Source organism: Catellatospora paridis (assembly GCF_009720365.1).
GTDB classification, from domain to species: Bacteria; Actinomycetota; Actinomycetes; order Mycobacteriales; family Micromonosporaceae; genus Catellatospora; species Catellatospora paridis.
This window is the reverse complement of the sequence record NZ_ML769313.1, coordinates 787,747-805,405: the sequence shown is the minus strand read 5'-3', so window position 1 is coordinate 805,405 and position 17,659 is coordinate 787,747. Positions and strand designations below refer to the sequence as shown.

The following is a 17,659-nucleotide window of genomic DNA, read 5'->3' as shown; positions in this document are numbered from 1 at the left end:
CGTGAGCCGTCTCCTACCGAACGCCCGCCGGTCCCCACGACACCCAGTCTGCCGGGTGTACGCGGAGCCGCCAGCCTGATATCTCACAGAGGTCGTGCCACTGCGGCACTGGAGCAGGCGAACCGTGCGTGCGGTCACGAACCGGGCATTCCTGTCCGGTCCTTCTCGTCGCCGGCCGGTCGGAGCGGCGCGGCCACCTCGTGGGTCCGGACGTGGCGACAGTGTGGTCGTTGCTCGATGACTATCGATCCTAGGCGGCTCAGACGGGCAGGCCCCCCGTGACCGACAGGAGCTGGAGCTTCTCGTAGCTCTCGCTGCCCGGCGTCGCCGTGTAGAGCAGCAGGGCCTGGGACTGGTCGGGATCGAGCAGGGTCTGGCACTGCAGCTCGATCGGACCGAGCTGGGGGTGCCGGAGCCGCTTCGCGACGCAGTACGGGCCGGGCACGGGATGCCCACGCCAGAGGTCGGCGAACTCCGGACTGGTACGCAGCAGCGCGTCGGCGATCGCGCCCGCGCGCCCACGGCCGCCGTCGCGGGTGTAGGAGCGGTGCAGGTCCGCGGCGAGCTGTCGGCTGTGCACGGCGTGGTCGTCCGGGTGATAGAGCTCCCGCGCCCCGGGGTCGGTGAACCACCGGTAGTGCAGGCTGCGGGCGAGCCCCGTGTAGGCGGTCTCGTCGCCCAGCAGCGCCACGGCGAGCCGGGTCTGCTGCAGCGTCTCGCCGAGATCGCTCACCACCTGCGCGGCGGCCTCGCCGAGGCCGTCGAAGATGCGCATCATGCCCGGGTTGATGTGGTCGGCGCGCAGGACCCGCCGCGGCACGGCGTGGCCGCCGAGCCGGAACAGGTGGTCGCGCTCCTCCAGCGACAGCCGCAGGCCACGAGCGATCGCGGCGAGCATCTGCTCCGACGGGTGCGGGCCGCGCTGCTGCTCGATCCGGCTGTAGTAGTCGGTCGACATGCCGCTGAGCGCCGCGACCTCCTCTCGGCGCAGGCCACCGGTGCGCCGACGCTGCCCGCGGGGCAGCCCGACATCCTCCGGCTGCAGCGCCTCACGCCTGGTCCGGAGGAATTCGGCGAGTCGATCCCGTTGCATGACGCGGCTCCGTTCTCTGATCTTGCCAACAACGCCCCGGACCCGCGGTGTTCCGCCGGCAACGAGGGTCACACCGGGGCGTCGGCGAAGCCGGGAGTCGATCGTGCGCCGATCCGCGACCCGCAGCCACGGACAGGTTGTGCCTGGATACGGCCATGCCGGGCCGCCACAGTCGAAGCATGAACAACCCAGCACCCACCCCACTCGGACACTGGATCGGCGGCCGGGTCGTCGCCGGCTCCGGTGAGACCATCCCCGTGACGAACCCGGCGACCGGCGAGATCGTCGCCCAGGCGCCCGCCGGCACCTCCGCGCACGTCGACCAGGCCGTCGCCGCGGCCCGAGCCGCCTTCCCCGGCTGGGCGGCCACCGACCCGGCCGAGCGGGCCGCCGTCGTGCGGCGCATCGCCGAAGGCCTGCAGGCCCGCGCCGAGGAGATCGCCGTCACGATCACCGCCGAGATGGGCTCACCCATCACCATGTCCCGTACCGCCCAGATCGGCTTCCCGGTCGCCGTGGCGAACTCCTTCGCCGCCCTCGCCGCCGACTACGCCTGGACCGAGCAGGTCGGCAACTCCCTGATCGTCCGCGAGCCGATCGGTGTCGTGGGCGCGATCACACCGTGGAACTTCCCGCTGCAGCAGATCATGTCGAAGCTCGCGCCCGCCCTGGTGGCGGGCGACACCATGGTCTTCAAACCGTCGGAGGTCGCGCCGCTGACGGCGCGCATCCTGGCCGAGGTCACCGCCGAGGCGGGCCTGCCGGCGGGCGTGTCCAACGTCGTGTACGGCACGGGCGAGGTCGTCGGCGAGGCGATCTCGGCGCACCCCGACATCGACATGATCTCGTTCACCGGCTCGACCCGGGCCGGGCGGCGGATCTCCGCGGTCGCCGCGCAGACCGTCAAGCGGGTCGCGCTCGAACTCGGCGGCAAGGGCGCGAACGTGATCCTCGACGACGCCGACCTGGCAAAGGCCGTCGAGAAGGGTCTGATGATGGTGTTCACCAACAGCGGCCAGGTCTGCGGCGCGTGGCCGCGGATGCTGGTCCCCGCGGCCCGCCACGACGAGATCGTCGAGCTGGCGGTCGCGGCCGCGGCGCAGTACACCGTCGGCGACCCCACCGACGAGGCCACCCGGCTCGGGCCGCTGGTCTCGGAGGATCAGCGGCGCAAGGTCGACGGGTACATCGAGCGGGGCATCGCCGACGGCGCGAAGCTCGTGTTCGGCGGGCCGGGACGGCCCGCAGGGCTCGACGGCGCCTACGTGCGACCGACGATCTTCGCCGGTGTCGACCCGGATTCGGCGATCGCCCAGGAGGAGATCTTCGGCCCAGTGCTCACGATCATCCCGTACACCGACGAGGACCACGCCGTGGCCATCGCCAACAGCACCATGTACGGGCTGACCAGCGGCGTCTTCGGCGAACCCGAGCACGCCCTCGCCGTCGCCCGGCGGTTGCGCGCCGGACAGGTCGACGTCAACGGCGCGCCGTGGAACGCCCTGGCCCCGTTCGGCGGCTACCGGCAGTCCGGCAACGGCCGCGAGTTCGGCCACTTCGGACTGGACGAGTACCTGGAGACCAAGTCCATCCAGCGCTGACCGGCGCACCCGGCGGGCACTACCATCGCAGGATGGCAGGGCCCGCCGGGCTTGCCTGCCCGACTCGGCGAGGGGGAGTCCGATGAGTCTCGACTGGTCGACCTGCCGCAATGCCCGTGACCTCGGCGGGCTGCCGACCACCGACGGCGGCCGCGTCCGCGCCGGTGCGCTGTGGCGCACGGGCCACCACGACCAGCTGCCGCCGGCGACCCTCCAGGCCGCCCGCGACGGAGGGGTCAGCCGCGTCGTCGACCTGCGGTGGGCCTGGGAGATCGAGGGCAGGCCGAGCCCGTTCGCCGACGACTCCGTATACCGGCACGTGCCCATGCTCGACGACGTGCTCGGCTACGTCCCACCACCGGACACGTACGCACCGATGCTCGACCACAACATCGAGCGCATCGGCACCGCGGTGCGCGCCGTGGCGCAGGCCCCGGCCGGACCGGTCGTCGTACACTGCCACGCCGGCCGGGACCGCACCGGAGTGCTGGTCGCGCTGCTGCTGCGGCTCGCCGGGGTCGACAACGGACTGATCGCCGACGACTACGCCCGCACCGACGGCTGCTCGCCGCAGCCGATGCTGCACACCCTGGCGCACCTCGACGAGCGATACGGCGGTGTGGAGCCGTACCTGCTCCGCACCGGCACCGGCCTCGATACGCAGCAGGCGGTACGCGACAGGCTGCGCGAGTAGGCGAAGCATCGTTTCGCCGACCCGGCGTCAGGCCTCCTCCCAGTCGAGCCTGCCGTCGAGCACGGTCCGCCGGGATTTCATGAACCGGCTGCCGTATCGCATGGCCTCGTAGGTGCGAGAGAGCAGCATGCCCAGGTCGGGCCAGGTCTTGGGGCCGTCGCGACCGTCCTCCGTGGACGAGATGCCGACGTGGCCGTGCGCGTCGTTGTCGGCGTGCTCCACGGCCAGGCATGCGCCCCGCCTGCCCGTGGCGACCGGCAGCCACTGCCGGTTCCAGGGGTGCCACATGGGCCGGGCCTCGTCCTCGGCGATGCGCCGCCGGGACACGGCGATCATGTCGGCCGTGCCCAGGAAGGCGAAGCCCGGCGCGAGGCAGAACGGCGGCGTGGCCCGCCCGGCCCCGTTGTGCCAGCGCAGCAGCTCCTCCACGTCCTTGATCAGGTCCACGCCGAGCTGCGCGCGGACCTTTGCCAGGTCTGCCGTGGTCGCGGGCGGGGGCAGGTCGCGCAGCGTCAGCGGTGCATGCTCGGCCAGCCAGCCGTCGATCGCCGCGAGGGTGGAGGAGAACGACATGTGTGGCATTGAAGCACCTCGGCGGGTGGCTGCCGTCCCCCGTACGCCCGAGGTGCCCGGCGGTCAACGGACCGGCTCGGCCTGGCCGCCGGGGACGAGGACCATCGCCGGGTCGTGGCCGTGGTCACCTACCTGCGTGCGTCGGCGTAGACCGCACCGTCCATTTCGGTCGGACGTATCGCGTGCCGGCGTCAGGAGCAGGCATTAGCATCGGACACTGTGACCGAGACCGCGCCGAAATCCCCTGACCGCCCCGCCCACGTCCTGTTCGGACTGCTCGCCGTCATCCCCGCGTTCCTGCTGTTGCTCAGCGGCTACGTGGTGCCCACGGTGCGGACCTTGCTGGCGAGTTTCACCGACGTCGACATGCTCGGCCGCGATGCGGAGCAGGTCGGGCTGGAGAACTACGCGGACTCGTTCCCCGACTTCGCCGGGGCGCTGGTCTGGCCGCTGGTCTTCGCCGTGCTGGTGACGCTCACCGCGGTCGTCGTCGGCGGCGCACTGGCATATCTCGCCGCGCGGGCAGGCCGGGCCGGGCGTTGGACGGTCCGCATCGCGTTCGCGCTGCCGCTGGCTGCCCTGGCCACCGCGGGCGCGGCCGCCTCCTGGGTGCTCACGTTCGACCGCTCCCCTGACAGCCTGAACCCGCTTCTCGCGCAGTACCTCACGTTCTTCGGGCTCGCCGTCGGGCTCGGCGCGACCGCGTTCCTGCTGGTGTTCCGGCGCTCGACCCGGCCGCGCGACACCTGGGCGGGCGCCCTGCTGGTCAGCGGCGTCCTCACCGCATCGGCGCTGGCGATCGGCCTGCAGTCGTTCGGTTTCCCCTACGTGCTGGGCAGGACCCCCGACGGCCCGCGGTACGCGACGCCTACCGTGCTGATCTTCGATCAGGCGTTCCGGACCTTCCGGCTGGGCACGGCCTCCGCCGTCGCGGTCCTGCTGGGGCTGCTGCTGGCGGTCCTCGGCATCGGCGTCGCGGTCTGGCTGATCCTGGCCCGTGCCCGGATCGTGCCCGCGGACCGGCCCGCGTCGGCGGAGCCGAGTACGGCACCGGCGAGCACCGCGGGATGGCGGGTCGCCGCCTCCGTCGTCGGCGGCGGCCTGCTGCTGCTCGGCCTGGCCGGGCTCACCCCGTGGCTGCTGAACTCGGTCGGCTTCGACACCGCGGCCGTACGCGGAAGCCTGTTCACCCACCTGGCCTCCACCTGGCTGCCACCGCTGATCTCGACGGTCGTCGGGGTGCTCGCCGCGGCCCTGGCCGGCTACGGGATCGGCGCGCTGCGGCCGCTCGGCCGCCGCAGCGAGTTGCTGCTGCTGCCGTTCGCGCCGTGGCTGTTCGTGGGGCTGGCCGGACTCGCGCCCGACGCCTGGATGCACCGCGCCGAGGACGGCAGCGCGTTCCTGTTCCTGATCCCGCCCGCGTCGCTGACGATCCCGGTGCTGTTCGGGTCGGCGCTGCTGTTCCGGGGTGTCCGCTGGACGCTGGCGCTGCCGGTCGTCGGGCTCGCCGCGCTTATCACGTGGGTCGTGCAGGCCCAGGACACGCTGTGGCCGATCATCGCCGGCTACGCGCCCGACAGCGCCCCGATGCAGGTCGTGGTGCTCCAGGCGATCCAGATGTTCGGGGTCCCGGAGGCGGTGCCGGTCGGCTGGCTCTATCCGCTGCCGGTCCTGCTCCTCGTCGCGGCTACGGTCGGCGCGGTGCAGGTGCTGGTGTTGGATCGGCTCGCGCTGCGGACCGGCCGGGACACCGACACCGAAGCGCCCGCCCCGACACCCGACGCCGGCAACTGACGCCAACGGGCCGGTGCCACCCAGGATCCGCGTCTCCGCGCGGCCTGGGTCTCACCGGCCCGTTGGTCGAAGCTTCCGGTTTTGCGAGAATCCGCTTCGGGCTAGCGGCGCCCGGTCATGCTTCCCGGGTTGGCGGCGCCCCACGGCGAGTTCGACCCGGCCGGGCCCTTGGCCTGGCAGGTCGACGCGAAGCGGTCATGGTGGTAGTCGAGCTGCTCGCTGCGCGCGCTCTCGGGAACCCGCTGCCACGCGCCGTCGCTCACGGTCCACCAGCTGCCGTCGGTCTTGGCAAAGGTGTTTATCGTGGAGGACATCGGCGTGACCAGGCCCTGCTGCCATCGCGCAACCATCGCCTCGTGCGTCATTTCCGTCATTGCACTCAGATCGGGACGTACAGGCGAAAGGTTGTCTGCATGCACGGCGGCATTCCTTACGACGAGACGGGGGTGTACTGGAACTATGCGCTGTGCGGCGGCAAATGAGCAAGCTTTCCGCGGACCTGATGTGGTTTCGGTGCATCGCCCCGGGCCCGTCGTCCCGCCAGGACGGCGCCGGGGAGCACGCGTGACAGCCCACCGAACCGTGCGCCATTCGATCGTGGGCGATTCATCTTTGCCCCATCCCACCGGTGTTACCGCTAGGCCTGCCGCCGCAGCCCGAGGCGGATCAGCAGCACTCCGGCGACCGCGGTGACCGGGCCGATGAACGCCCAGATCTGCTGCCCGTTCATGCCGCCGGACTGGCCGAGCAGGTCCAGGCCCTGCAAGGTCCACACGATCCCCGACAGCACCAGCAGCACTCCGATTACCAGCCACACCCAGCGCATGATCACTCCAACTCGTCGACGGTGACCCGGCGCTCATCGTCGCACGAGCGCACTCGATCAAGCGATGTGCGGCGGACCGCAGGCGGCACCCCCCGCGCCACACGCCGAGGCCTCGCCGACCTATGTGGTGCAGTCGATCCAGGTCCAGGAGCCGTCCGGGTTGCCCTGAAGGCACCAGTCGGCGTATGCCGGGGACGCCCCGAGCGCAACCGCGGCCAGCAGCCCCACCGCCAGCACCAACACCGTTCTCTTGATGTCACGAAGCATCGGACCACCCCTCAGCGTCACCGACGATGCACTGAACGTAGGGTTTATATTTGCCGGTGTCAATAGATAGAGGTGGGTGCCCGGCGTTGGCCGGGAGGGGCAATTCGTCCCACCCCGACGCGGCAGGAGCGCGGATACGATCGCCGGATGCCCACCCTGGTACGCGATCTGGTGCCCGCCTTCCTCGACTTCTGGGCACAGGCCGCGGACGCTCCCCCGGACCGGCAGCTCCGCCTGTGGCGGGGGTACATCGCCCGCCATCCCGAGGTCGTGGCCGACGTCATCCGCGGCGGCGGCGAGCCGGATCCCGGACCCGCACTCGCGCGATACCCCGAGCTGATCGACCGGATCAGGGCCAACGGCGCGCTTGCCGCCGGTTGGTTCGAGCAGGCCGCCCGCCTGGTGGCCCCGGCGCTGCAGGCCGAGGAGCTGACCGTGCCGTGCGTCAGCATGGTCGGCCTGGCCAGGTCGAACGGCTGGGTCAGCGAGGTCGACGGCAGGCCCACGCTGTTCATGGCGGTAGAGCAGCTGCCGCACGACACTGCGGCAAGGATCCTCGCCGCGCACGAGATGGCGCACGCGATCCAACTGCCGATGCCCGCCACGCCGTGGCCGGAGGAAGGGCCGCTCGGGCACGGGATCTTCGCCGAGGGCTTCGCGACCCTGCTCACCACCGAACTGCTGCCGGAGTACGGGCCTGCCGAGCACCTGTGGTTCGGCCCCGGCCACGAGGATTGGCTGGCCGAGTGCGAGCAGGTGCTGCCCGCCGCGCGGGCGGAGATCCTGGCGTGTCTGGACGCGACGGACCGCGACGTGCAGCGGCGCTACCTGAACATGCACGCCGGGTACCACCTGCCCGACCGGATCGGCTACCTGGTCGGGGTCCGCGCGCTCGAGCAGCTGCGCAAGGCGTACACCTGGCCGCAGCTCGCGCGCTGGGACACCGACCGCGCGATGGCCGAGCTGCGCCGGGTGCTCGCCGGCTGAGCGGCGGCACGCGGCTCAGCCGACGTGCTGGACCTGCGGCAGGGACTGCTGCAGTTCGGCGCGGATCGCCGGGGTGAGCACCTCACCGGCCTGCTTGCACAGCTTGGCCATCTCGTAGCCGGCCACCCCCACATCGGCCCCGGCGGCGGTCAGCGAAGCCAGGATCGAGCCGTCGCGGATCGGCATCACCAGCAGGAAGCCGCGGCCCATCTCGACCACGGTCTGGCGCACCGAGTCACCGTCGAACAGCGACGCCGCGCTCTTGGTCACGCTGACCAGGCTCGACGTCACCGCCGCGAACTGGTCCGCGCTGTCGCGCGGCAGCCGGTCCGAGGCCGCCACCAGCAGGCCGTCCGACGAGACCACCACGGTGTGCACGACACCGGCCACCCGCTCGGCGAATCCGTTGATGAGCCAGTTGAAGTCACGCGCAGCTGCGCTGATCGCCATTTCCACTCTCCTGTCACTTGCCGGCCGGCTGAGTCAGCTGCCGCTCCGCCTCGGTCCGCCCCTCGGCGTCGTCTCGTTCCGGCTCGGGCGAGGCCGCCGGCTCGGCTGCCGTGCCCGGCTCCGCACCGTCCTGCGCCTCGGCCTCGGCCCGCCGTACACCCTCGTAGAGCCTGGTCAGCGTGTCGCCCAGCGCGTCCGGGTCGGCCTCGTAGCGGGTGCTCGCGGCCTGGTTGGCCTGCGGCACCGTCCGGCGGGTGCGGGCGGGCAGACCGGCCTTGGTCAGCGTCGGCTGCGGCGCGGGTTCGGCCGCCGGTGCGCCGGCCGGCTGCTGTTCGGCGTCACGGGTCCACCAGATGCTGGGCGAGCGGCGCTCGGGGGTCAGCACGTCCTCGGAGCGGGTCGGCACGCGACGGCGCAACGAGGACAGCGCCGACGCGTCGGCGTCGGGGTCGCCGGAGGGCGGCGTGGCGTCGGGTTCCTCGGCGGGGGCCGGCGCGATCAGCGCCTCGGGCAGGTGCACCCGCACGGTGACGCCGCGGATGCCGGAGGTCAGCTGCACGGTGATGCCGTGCCGCCGGGCCAGGTGCCCGACCACGACCAGGCCCATCCGCTCGGCCGCCGAGGTGTCGATGCTGACCGGCTCCGACACCTGGCTGTTGGCCTCGGTGAGCAGCTGTGCGGACATGCCGATGCCGTCGTCGGCGACGATCAGCTCGGCCGACCCGTCCGGCAGGGCGTGGCCGCTCACCCGCACCGAGGTGTCGGGCGGGGAGAAGGCGGTGCCGTTCTCCAGCAGCTCGGCGAGCAGGTTGACGACGTCGGCGACGGCGTGGCCGACGACGTGCACCCCGTCGGGGGTGTCGTGGTGGACCCGCTGGTAGTGCTCGACCTCGGCGGTGGCCGCGAGCACGATGGTGTTGAGGTCCTTGGGCCGGTTCCAGTGCCGGGCGGTGTCGCCGCCGGCCAGCACGAGCAGGTTCTCGTCGTTGCGGCGCAGGCGGGCGGCGAGGTGGTCGAGCCGGAACAGGTTGCCCAGCTTGTCCGGGTCGACCTCGGCCGACTCCATCGTGTCCAGCAGCTGCAGCTGCCGTTCCACCAGGGTCTGGCTGCGCCGGGACAGCTTGATGAAGATCTCGTTGACGTTGCGCCGCATGCTGGCCTGCTCGGCGGCCAGCCGGACCGCGCTCAGGTGCACGGCGGTGAACGCCTCGGCCACCTCGGCCACCTCGTCCTGGGAGCCGACCACGATCGGTTCGACGTGCACCGGCGGCGCGGTCGTCGGGGACAGCCGCAGTTGCTCGATGACGGCGGGCAGCGCGACCTCGGCGACGATCAGCGCCTGGGTGCGCAGCGAGCGCAGCGTGGAGGCCATGTTCCGGCCGATCACGACGGACATCAGCAGTGCCGCGAGCAGCAGCACGATGGTGACCAGCGAGCCGAACAGGGTGGTGAGCCAGCGGCTGCCGCTGGCCGCGGCGACCGCCTCGGACGCGCCGGCCAGCAGGTCCTGTTCGACGGTGCGCAGCTGCTCGAGTTCGGTGGTGCTGGCCGACCACCACTGCTGCGGGTCGACACCGGAGCCGGGTTCCGCGGCCACGATCGTCTCGGCGAGGCGGTTGGCGTTGCGTACGGCCTGACCGGCGACGACGTCCTCGAAGCGGGAGACCTGCGCCGGGTCGGCATCGGCCCGGAAACCGGCCAGCGCGGCCTGGCGCTGGGCGCGGGCCTGCGCGAGGCGCGCGCCGGGCGCGGCCTCGAAGGCGGCTCCGTAGCAGAGCATGTAGAGGCGGCCGCGGATCTGCGCGGTGAGCTCCTTGGCCCGCGCCAGGTTGCTGAAGCCGCGGACCTGCCGGCCCAGCGCGTCGTCGCCGACGACGTCGGCCGGGGCGGGCAGCAGCGTGTGCAGGGCGGCGATGACACCGGTGTACGCGTCGAAGGCGGCCTGGGCGCGCAGCCAGCCACCGGCGACCCCGGCGCGCACCGGAGCCACCTGGTCGAGCCGGTCCCGGGCGGTCCGGTAGGGGCCGGCCGTCGCGGGATCGGCGGCCAGCTCCCCGGCGGCCGTGCGCCAGCGCGCCGCGGCACGGTCGACGGCGGTGCGCTCGGGGGCAAGGGCGGCGACGTCACGGACCGGCGAGCCCGCCGCCGACAGCGAGACCAGCATGCCGACGGTGCGGTCGCGTTCGTTCTGCAGCTCGTGCACCAGGGTGGTGATCTCGTCGCCGAGGGCGACCTGACGGGAGAACGCGTCGAGGTCGGCGGCGGTGCGCACCGAGTCGGAGATCTGCACACCGGCGACGACGAGGAAGCCCAGCAGCGGCACGGTGAGCACCGCGGCGAGCTTGGTGGGCACCCGCCAGAGCCGTCTGCGCAGCGGCGACGAGCGGCGATGCGCCCCGGTCGCCCGCCCACTGCGACGCCCTTGATCCGTCACCGGACGACCTCCGTACACTTTGCTCAGTCCACATCAGAGTGATCTGGGTTTTGCTCCGTACATCTAACCGTCGGCCGTGACGCCGCAGCAAGTACATCCGGGATGAACTTATTTAACGGAACACATACGACGCCAGGGCTTGAAACTCTCAGTCGCGCACGAAAAGATACCCCGGTCCACGATCATCGGCACTGGCAAGTTATTCCACAACGGAGCGTGCGTCCATGAATCGGCTGCGCCTGGCGTGCTGCCTGGCCTCGGTCGCCCTGTTGGCCGCCGGATGCACGACCACCTCGGACACCCCACAGCCGGCGACTGTCGGCGTGCTCGCCCCGATGAGCGGCCCCGACGCCGGCTGGGGCGTCGACGCCGTCAACGGTGCGCGGCTGGCCGTCGACGTCGTCAACGACGACCACCCCGATCTTCCGCTGCCACTGGCCGCGGGCACCGGCCTGCCGGGGCGGGGCGGCGCGCGGCTGAGCCTGGCCACCCGCGACACCGCGGGCGGGACCGAGGCCGCCTCCGCCGCGCTGACCTCGCTCGCCGAGGAGGAGCACGTGGCCGGGCTGGTGCTGGCCGGGTCCACGGAGATCGCCGAGGCCGCCGCGAGCCAGGCCCAGCGGCTGCGGGTGCCGCTGCTCGACGCGCGTAGCACCGACGACTACCTCACCGAGCTGGGCATCGACTGGTACTTCCGGACCGGGCCGAGCGACAGCCGGCTCGCGGAGGCCGCGTTCGCGCTGCTGGCCCGCCGCACGGCCGACGCGGGCGGGATCACCCTGGTCACCGAGGCCGGACGCGGGGGCTCTGCCGCGGCGGTGACGAACCTGCGCGACCTGGCCCGCCGGGCAGCCGTGCCGATCGGCACGTCGTTGACGGTGGGCACGGCCGCGGCCGACCTCGCGCAACTACGTGACCGGCTCGCCGAGTCGGCCGGGCAGACGGTGGTGGCCTGGGCGCAGACCGCGGCCGGCGCCCAGGCTGTCGCCGACGCCGTCGGGCAGGCCACGCCGCGGCCGACGCTGTTCGGCCTGGGCCAGGGCTTTCGGATGCTCGAACGGCCGGACGGCGGGGCCGCGCTGCTGCGGGCGGTGCCGTGGTCGGCCGACCTCGCCCAGCGCGACCCGGCCGCCCGGCTCGTCGCGCAGCTGTACGAGCAGCGCTACGCCAAGCCCATGAGCGCGGTCGCCGCCGACGCCTTCACCGCGACCATGGCGCTGGCCGCGGCCGTGGACGCGGCCGGTTCGGCCGATGCCGCCGCGATCCGCACCGCGCTGCGCCGGACCTCCCTGACCGCGGTTCAGATGATCATGCCGTGGGACGGGGTGCGCTTCGGCGACGACGGCCAGAACCAGTTCGCCGCCGCGGTCGTCGAGCAGTGGCAGGACCGCTCGTACCGCCTGGTCTACCCGGTCGAACTCGCCTCGGCCCCGGCGCGATGGAGCAGCCCGGAGCCCAAGCCGTGACCGGCGGACCGATGCTGCTTCGAGCGGCCGTGCTCGCCGACGGACGCCACGTCGACGTACGGGTGCAGGACGGGGTCATCGCGCAGGTCGAACCGGCCGGGACCGGCGATGCCACCGACAGCCGAGTCGTCGACCTGTCCGGGCACCTGCTGCTGCCCGCGCCGGCGGAGATCCACACGCACCTGGACAAGGCCTTGAGCGCCGACGCCGTGCCCAACCCGGCCGGGGACCTGTTCGGCGCGGTCACGGCCTGGCTGGCGTACCGGCCGTCGCTGACCCGTGAGCAGTTCGAGAACTCGGCCCGCGCGGCCCTCGACGCCTACCTCGGCCACGGCGCGACGGCCGTGCGCACCCACGCCGACCTCGGCGAGGGGATCGGCCTGCGCTCGCTGCTGGCCGTGCTCGCGGTACGCGACCAAGCCGCCGCCCGCTGCACCGTGCAGGTCACCGCGTTCGCGGCCACGCCGCTGACGGGCACCGCCGGGGCCGCCAACCGGGCGCTGCTGGCCGATGCGCTGGCCGCGGGCGCGGACGCGGTCGGCGCGTGCCCCGGGCTCGACCCCGACCCGGCCGGGTGCATCGACATCTGCCTGGAACTGGCGGCACGCCACGGCGTCCCGCTCGACCTGCACATCGACGAGTGGCTGCACCCCGATCCCTGCTCGCTGGAGCTGCTGGCCGACGCGGTGACGGCGACCGGCTTCCCGCACGGCGTCATCGCCGGGCACTGCGTCAGCCTCGGCATGATGGAGTCCGACCGGGCCGGGCAGATCGCCGACAAGGTGGCCCGGGCCGGGATCGCCGTCGCGTGCCTGCCGCAGACCAACCTGTTCCTGCAGGGACGCGACCACGACCGGGCCGTGCCGCGTGGGCTGACCGCGCTGCGCACGCTGCGCGCCGCGGGCGTCACCGTCGCCGCGGGCGGCGACAACCTGCAGGACCCGTTCCAGATCCTCGGCCGCGGCGACCCCCTGGAGACGGCGGCGCTGCTGGTGCTGGCCGGGCACGACACCCCGGCGACCGCGTACGACGCGGTCAGCGCGCAGGCCCGGCGGGCGGCCGGGCTGCCCCCGGTCGCCGTCGCCCCGGGTTCGCCGGCCGAACTGCTGGCCGTACGCGCGAGTTCGCTGCGCGAGGCCCTCGCCACCGCCACCGCCCACCGGCTGGTGATCCACGGCGGGCGGATCGTCGCCCGCACCACGGTCACCCGGCACGACCCGGACGACCACCCTGCACAGATAGGACACCCCGCGTGACCGACGACGGCAGACCCGCCCTGACGATGGAGGCGGTCGGCGTGCGATATCCCGGCGGCACCGTCGCCCTCGACGGGGTGACCCTGTCCCTGGCCCCCGGTGAGTTCACGGCCGTGGTCGGACCCTCCGGCTGCGGCAAGAGCACCCTGCTGCGGCTGGCCGCCGGGCTGCTCAAGCCGACCGCCGGCACGGTCGGCCGCGCCACCGAGCGGCTCGGCTTCGTGTTCCAGGACTCGACCCTGCTGCCCTGGCGCAGCGTACGGCGCAACGTCGAGCTGGCCGGCGAGCTGACCGGCGTGCCCGCGCGCGAGCGCCGCGACCGGGCCGGGGAGGCGCTGCGGCGGGTGGGGCTGTCCCACGTCGCCGACGCGCTGCCCGGCACCCTGTCCGGCGGCATGCGGATGCGGGTGTCGCTGGCCCGCACCCTGACCGGGCGGCCCGACCTGATGCTGTTCGACGAGCCGTTCGGTTCCGTCGACGAGATCACCCGTGGCCGGCTCGGCGACGACCTGCAGGAGCTGTTCGCCGCGGACGGCTTCGCGGGGCTGCTGGTCACCCACTCCGTGGCCGAGGCGGTCTACCTGTCGCAGCGGGTGCTCGTGATGGCCGACCGTCCGGGACGGCTGGTCGGCGAGGTGGCCGTGCCGCTGCCGTACCCGCGCCGGCCCGAGGTGCGCTTCTCCCCCGCCTTCACCGAACTGACCTCGCAGGTGACCGCCCTGTTGCAGGGCGGCACCGCCGACCGGATCGAGGTCGCCGCATGACCCGTGTGCTGACCCGCCAGGCGCGCCGGCTGGCGCCGCCCGCGGCGGTGGCCGCGCTGGTGCTGGCCGCCTGGTACTTCGGCAGCTACGTGCTGATCGACGCCGACCGGCGCTTCCTGCTGCCCGCACCGCACGAGGTCGTCAAGGTCGGCTTCGGCGACCCGGCCAACCTCGCCGAGCTGCTGGCCGCGCTGCGGCTGTCCGCGGAGGTGGCGGTGACCGGGCTGGTCTGCGCCGCGGTGCTCGGCCTGGCGCTGGCGATCCTGATGAGCCAGGCGCGCTGGGTCGAGCGCTCGCTGTACCCGTACGCGGTGGCGCTGCAGACCGTGCCGGTGCTGGCCCTGGTGCCGCTGCTCGGCTTCTGGTTCGGTTTCGGCTTCTCCAGCCGGGTGCTGACGTGCGTGCTCATCGCGCTGTTCCCGATCGTGGCCAACTCGCTGTTCGGCCTGCGCTCGGTCGACCCCGCGCTGCACGACCTGTTCACCCTGCACCGCGCCGGCCGGCTGACCCGCCTGGTCAAGCTGCAACTACCCGCCGCGCTGCCGGCGATTCTGACCGGGCTGCGCATCTCCGCCGGGGCGGCGGTCATCGGCGCGATCGTCGGCGACTTCTTCTTCCAGCAGGGCGAACCCGGCCTCGGCCAGCTCATCTACGTGTACCCCCGGCGGCTGCAGTCCGAGATGCTCTTCGCCGCGGTGTTCCTCGCCTCGGCGTTCGGCGTGATCGTCTTCTGGCTGTTCGGGATCCTCGCCCGACAGGCCACCTCCTGGCACTCCTCGCAGCACCGCCGGCCCGACACCGGCGGCGCGCCCCGCTGACCGTCCCGCCCAACCCCCACCCCCTCATAAAGGAGATCCATGAGTACCCTTCCCGCATCTCAACGGCCGCTGCGCCGGGCCGGCGCGGCGACCGCGCTGGTCGCGATGCTGCTGGCCGGGGGCTGCCAGTCCGGCGGCGACACCCCCACCGCCCCGGCGCCCAGCGCGGGCAGCGGCTCCATCGACCTGGCCGCGGTGTGCCCGGCGACGGTCGTGGTGCAGGCGGCATGGACGCCCGAGGCCGAGCACGGCGCGCTCTACGGCCTGCTGGGCCCGACGCCGACGATCGACGCCGGGGCCAAGAAGGTCACCGGCCCGCTGATGTCCGGCGGGCAGAGCACCGGCGTGAACATCGAGATCCGCGCGGGCGGCCCGGCGATCGGTTTCCAGAACGCCGGCGCGCAGATGTACGCCGACCCGTCGATCATGCTCGGCCAGGTGGCCACCGACGACGCGATCGGCCTGTCGGCCAAGCAGCCCGTCGTCGCGGTCGTCGCCCCGTTCGACATCGCGCCATACATGATCATGTGGGACCCGGCGACGAACCCGAACTTCAACTCGATCGTCGACATCGGCAAGACGAACACCCCGGTGCTGTTCTTCAACGGCGCGACCTACATGGACTACCTGACCGGGTCCGGCATCCTGCGCCGCGGCCAGGTCGACGGCGCGTACGACGGCAGCCCCACCCGGTTCCTGTCCGAGAAGGGCAAGATCGCCCAGCAGGGCTTCGCCACCAACGAGCCGTTCGTCTACGAGAAGGCGCTGCCGCAGTGGAAGAAGCCGGTCAAGTTCCAGCTCATCCACGACACCGGCTACCCGATCTACCCCGAGGCCGTCGTGGTGCGCGCGGACAAGAAGGCCGAGCACGCCGCCTGCCTCAAGCGCCTGGTGCCGATCATCCAGCGCTCGCAGGTCGAGTACGTGAAGAACTTCGCCGCGACCAATGATCTGATCATCAAGCTGAACGACGCGTACAAGGGCTTCCCGTACAGCAAGGAGCAGGCGGCCTTCAGCGTCGAGCAGCAGCTCAAGCTGAAGATCGTCGGCAACGGCGGCAACGCCACCCTGGGCGACTTCGACGTCGACCGGGTCAAGCAGGTCATCGGCATCGTCGGCCCGATCTACGCGGGCCAGCGCAAGGAGGTCAAGGCGGGTCTGACCGCGCAGGACCTGGTGACCAACGAGTTCATCGACCCGGCGATCGGGCTGAGCTGACCTCGTGAGCACCCTGGAACCACCTCCGCTGGCGCACGTCGCACAGCGGGCGAGCCGCCGGGCCCCGGGCCCGGCGGCTCTCGCCGCCTTCCTCGACGCGCTCGCCGCCGCCCTGCCGGCCGACCGTGTCACCACCGTGGAGTCGGCGCGCCTGGCCGCCTCCCGTGACGGGGCCTACCTGTCGCCGCTGCTGTCGGCGGTGCTGCCCGAGCGGCTCGCCGACGTCGTGGTGCGGCCGGGCGGCACCGAGCAGCTGCAGACCGTGGTGCGCCTGGCGCACGCGCACGGGGTGCCCGTCGTGCCCCGCGGCCGCGGCACCGGCAACTACGGCCAGGCCGTGCCGCTGGCCGGCGGCGTCGTCGTCGACCTCAGCGACGCCGACCGCGTGCTGGAGGTCGGCAACGGCTGGATACATGCCGAGGCCGGCGCCACCTTCGTCGCGCTAGAGGCCGCGGCCCGGCGCACCGGCCAGGAGATCGCGATGATGCCGACCACGGTGGGCAGCACCATCGGCGGTTTCCTCGGCGGCGGCGCGGGCGGGCTCGGCTCGATCGAGCACGGCTGGCTCTGGGACGGCTTCGTGCAGGCCCTGGAGGTGGTGGGCTGCCCGCCACAGGACGAACCCCGCCGGGTGTACGGCGCACAGTGCCTGCCGTACCTGCACGCCTACGGCGTCACCGGGATCATCGCCACTGCCATGGTCAAACTCGCTCCGGCCCGGGACTGGACCGCGGTGCTCGCCTCGTTCCCCGGCCCCGCCGGCGCGGAGGCGACCGGGGCGGGGCTGGCCCTGCTCCGCCTCGATCCGGCACCCCGGCTGGTCTCGGTGGACGAGCCGGCCCTGGTCGCCACCTATCCCGGCGACCCGGCACTGCCCGCGGGCCGGCACAGCGTGCGAGCCGTGGTGGACACCGGCGTCCTGGACGCCGTCGCCGGGATCGTCGCCGCGCACGGCGGCCGCGTCGACAAGGTCGACCCCGGCGCGGTCGGTTATGTGTCGACGCTGTCGTTCAACCACGTCACGCTGCGGGCCAAGAAGGCCCGGCCGGAACTGTGCCACCTGCAGGTCGGCGGCGCACCGCTGGTCGCCGACCCGGACGCGGTCCGTGCGGCGCTGCCTGGCGCGATGCTGCACCTCGACGGTATGCGCCCCTACCTCGACCCGGCCGATCCGGTGCGCGGGCGGGGCTTCGGCGGCCTGCTGCTGGCCCCGTTCCACGACGCGGCGACCCTGTACGCCGGGGTCGAGCGGCTGCGCGCGCTGGGGGTGCACGTCGTCGACCCGCACACCTGGCTGCTGGACGGCCCGGCCCTGCCCGGGATCCGGGCCGCCGCGGCCGCCAACGATCCGCAGGGCCTGCTCAATCCGGGCAAGCTCCCGCCGCTCTAGCAATCCGATCGGCGCACGGCAGGGCTCC

The 17,659-nt window shown here is 72.9% G+C and carries 17 protein-coding genes; 10 read left to right on the top strand and 7 right to left on the bottom strand.

Annotation, left to right across the window (positions count from 1 at the left end; all coding sequences use genetic code 11):
• Positions 1-259: 259 nt before the first annotated feature.
• Positions 260-1,093: a helix-turn-helix transcriptional regulator gene (locus F9C41_RS08505; RefSeq protein WP_155386077.1), complete on the bottom strand. Its 834-nt coding sequence runs from the start codon at positions 1,091-1,093 to the stop codon at positions 260-262.
• Between the two features lie 179 nt (positions 1,094-1,272).
• On the opposite strand from F9C41_RS08505, the gene F9C41_RS08500 reads away from it, so the two are divergent.
• Together F9C41_RS08500 and F9C41_RS08495 are read left to right on the top strand one after the other, a co-directional pair.
• Complete coding sequence (locus F9C41_RS08500; RefSeq protein ID WP_155386076.1) at positions 1,273-2,694, top strand: aldehyde dehydrogenase family protein; 1,422 nt, start codon at positions 1,273-1,275, stop codon at positions 2,692-2,694.
• An 82-nt stretch (positions 2,695-2,776) separates the two neighbouring features.
• Positions 2,777-3,388, top strand: a complete 612-nt coding sequence (locus F9C41_RS08495) for a tyrosine-protein phosphatase (protein WP_155386075.1) — start codon at positions 2,777-2,779, stop codon at positions 3,386-3,388.
• A 27-nt stretch (positions 3,389-3,415) separates the two neighbouring features.
• Here the strand turns inward: F9C41_RS08495 and F9C41_RS08490 are convergent, their stop codons facing one another.
• Positions 3,416-3,961 (bottom strand): SMI1/KNR4 family protein, encoded by a 546-nt coding sequence (locus tag F9C41_RS08490; RefSeq protein ID WP_196279675.1) that lies wholly within the window; start codon positions 3,959-3,961, stop codon positions 3,416-3,418.
• Between the two features lie 219 nt (positions 3,962-4,180).
• Here F9C41_RS08490 and F9C41_RS08485 point away from each other — a divergent pair, with 219 nt between their 5' ends.
• Entirely contained in the window at positions 4,181-5,755 is a 1,575-nt protein-coding gene (locus tag F9C41_RS08485) for a sugar ABC transporter permease (RefSeq protein WP_155386073.1), read from the top strand.
• Positions 5,756-5,856: 101 nt separating this feature from the next.
• On the opposite strand, the gene F9C41_RS08480 is transcribed toward F9C41_RS08485, so the two are convergent.
• From F9C41_RS08480 to F9C41_RS08470, 3 genes are all read right to left on the bottom strand, one after another.
• A complete protein-coding gene (locus F9C41_RS08480; RefSeq protein ID WP_155386072.1) occupies positions 5,857-6,120 on the bottom strand; it encodes a hypothetical protein in 264 nt (87 codons plus the stop codon).
• A 272-nt stretch (positions 6,121-6,392) separates the two neighbouring features.
• Positions 6,393-6,581, bottom strand: a complete 189-nt coding sequence (locus F9C41_RS08475) for a hypothetical protein (protein WP_155386071.1) — start codon at positions 6,579-6,581, stop codon at positions 6,393-6,395.
• A 120-nt stretch (positions 6,582-6,701) separates the two neighbouring features.
• Positions 6,702-6,848 carry a hypothetical protein gene (locus F9C41_RS08470; RefSeq protein WP_155386070.1) on the bottom strand — a complete coding sequence of 49 codons (147 nt, stop codon included), beginning with the start codon at positions 6,846-6,848 and terminating at the stop codon, positions 6,702-6,704.
• Between the two features lie 147 nt (positions 6,849-6,995).
• Between F9C41_RS08470 and F9C41_RS08465 the strand changes: the two genes are divergently transcribed.
• A complete protein-coding gene (locus F9C41_RS08465) occupies positions 6,996-7,835 on the top strand; it encodes a hypothetical protein (protein ID WP_155386069.1) in 840 nt (279 codons plus the stop codon).
• Positions 7,836-7,850: 15 nt separating this feature from the next.
• Here F9C41_RS08465 and F9C41_RS08460 read toward each other — a convergent pair whose 3' ends face one another.
• Complete coding sequence (locus F9C41_RS08460) at positions 7,851-8,285, bottom strand: roadblock/LC7 domain-containing protein (protein WP_155386068.1); 435 nt, start codon at positions 8,283-8,285, stop codon at positions 7,851-7,853.
• Between the two features lie 13 nt (positions 8,286-8,298).
• Positions 8,299-10,719 carry a sensor histidine kinase gene (locus F9C41_RS08455; RefSeq protein ID WP_155386067.1) on the bottom strand — a complete coding sequence of 807 codons (2,421 nt, stop codon included), beginning with the start codon at positions 10,717-10,719 and terminating at the stop codon, positions 8,299-8,301.
• Positions 10,720-10,943: 224 nt separating this feature from the next.
• On the opposite strand from F9C41_RS08455, the gene F9C41_RS08450 reads away from it, so the two are divergent.
• The 6 genes from F9C41_RS08450 to F9C41_RS08425 are packed head-to-tail and all read left to right on the top strand — an operon-like array spanning position 10,944 to position 17,631.
• Complete coding sequence (locus tag F9C41_RS08450; protein WP_155386066.1) at positions 10,944-12,185, top strand: ABC transporter substrate-binding protein; 1,242 nt, start codon at positions 10,944-10,946, stop codon at positions 12,183-12,185.
• An 11-nt stretch (positions 12,186-12,196) separates the two neighbouring features.
• Positions 12,197-13,441, top strand: a complete 1,245-nt coding sequence (locus F9C41_RS08445; RefSeq protein WP_155386065.1) for an amidohydrolase family protein — start codon at positions 12,197-12,199, stop codon at positions 13,439-13,441.
• Positions 13,438-14,205 (top strand): ABC transporter ATP-binding protein, encoded by a 768-nt coding sequence (locus tag F9C41_RS08440; protein WP_230689425.1) that lies wholly within the window; start codon positions 13,438-13,440, stop codon positions 14,203-14,205. The genes F9C41_RS08445 and F9C41_RS08440 overlap by 4 nt, the downstream gene beginning before the upstream one ends.
• Entirely contained in the window at positions 14,202-15,023 is an 822-nt protein-coding gene (locus tag F9C41_RS08435) for an ABC transporter permease (protein ID WP_155386064.1), read from the top strand. The genes F9C41_RS08440 and F9C41_RS08435 overlap by 4 nt, the downstream gene beginning before the upstream one ends.
• A gap of 39 nt (positions 15,024-15,062) precedes the next feature.
• Complete coding sequence (locus F9C41_RS08430) at positions 15,063-16,241, top strand: hypothetical protein (RefSeq protein WP_155386063.1); 1,179 nt, start codon at positions 15,063-15,065, stop codon at positions 16,239-16,241.
• 4 nt (positions 16,242-16,245) lie between these two features.
• A complete protein-coding gene (locus tag F9C41_RS08425) occupies positions 16,246-17,631 on the top strand; it encodes an FAD-binding oxidoreductase (RefSeq protein ID WP_230689424.1) in 1,386 nt (461 codons plus the stop codon).
• The last annotated feature ends 28 nt before the right edge of the window (positions 17,632-17,659 follow it).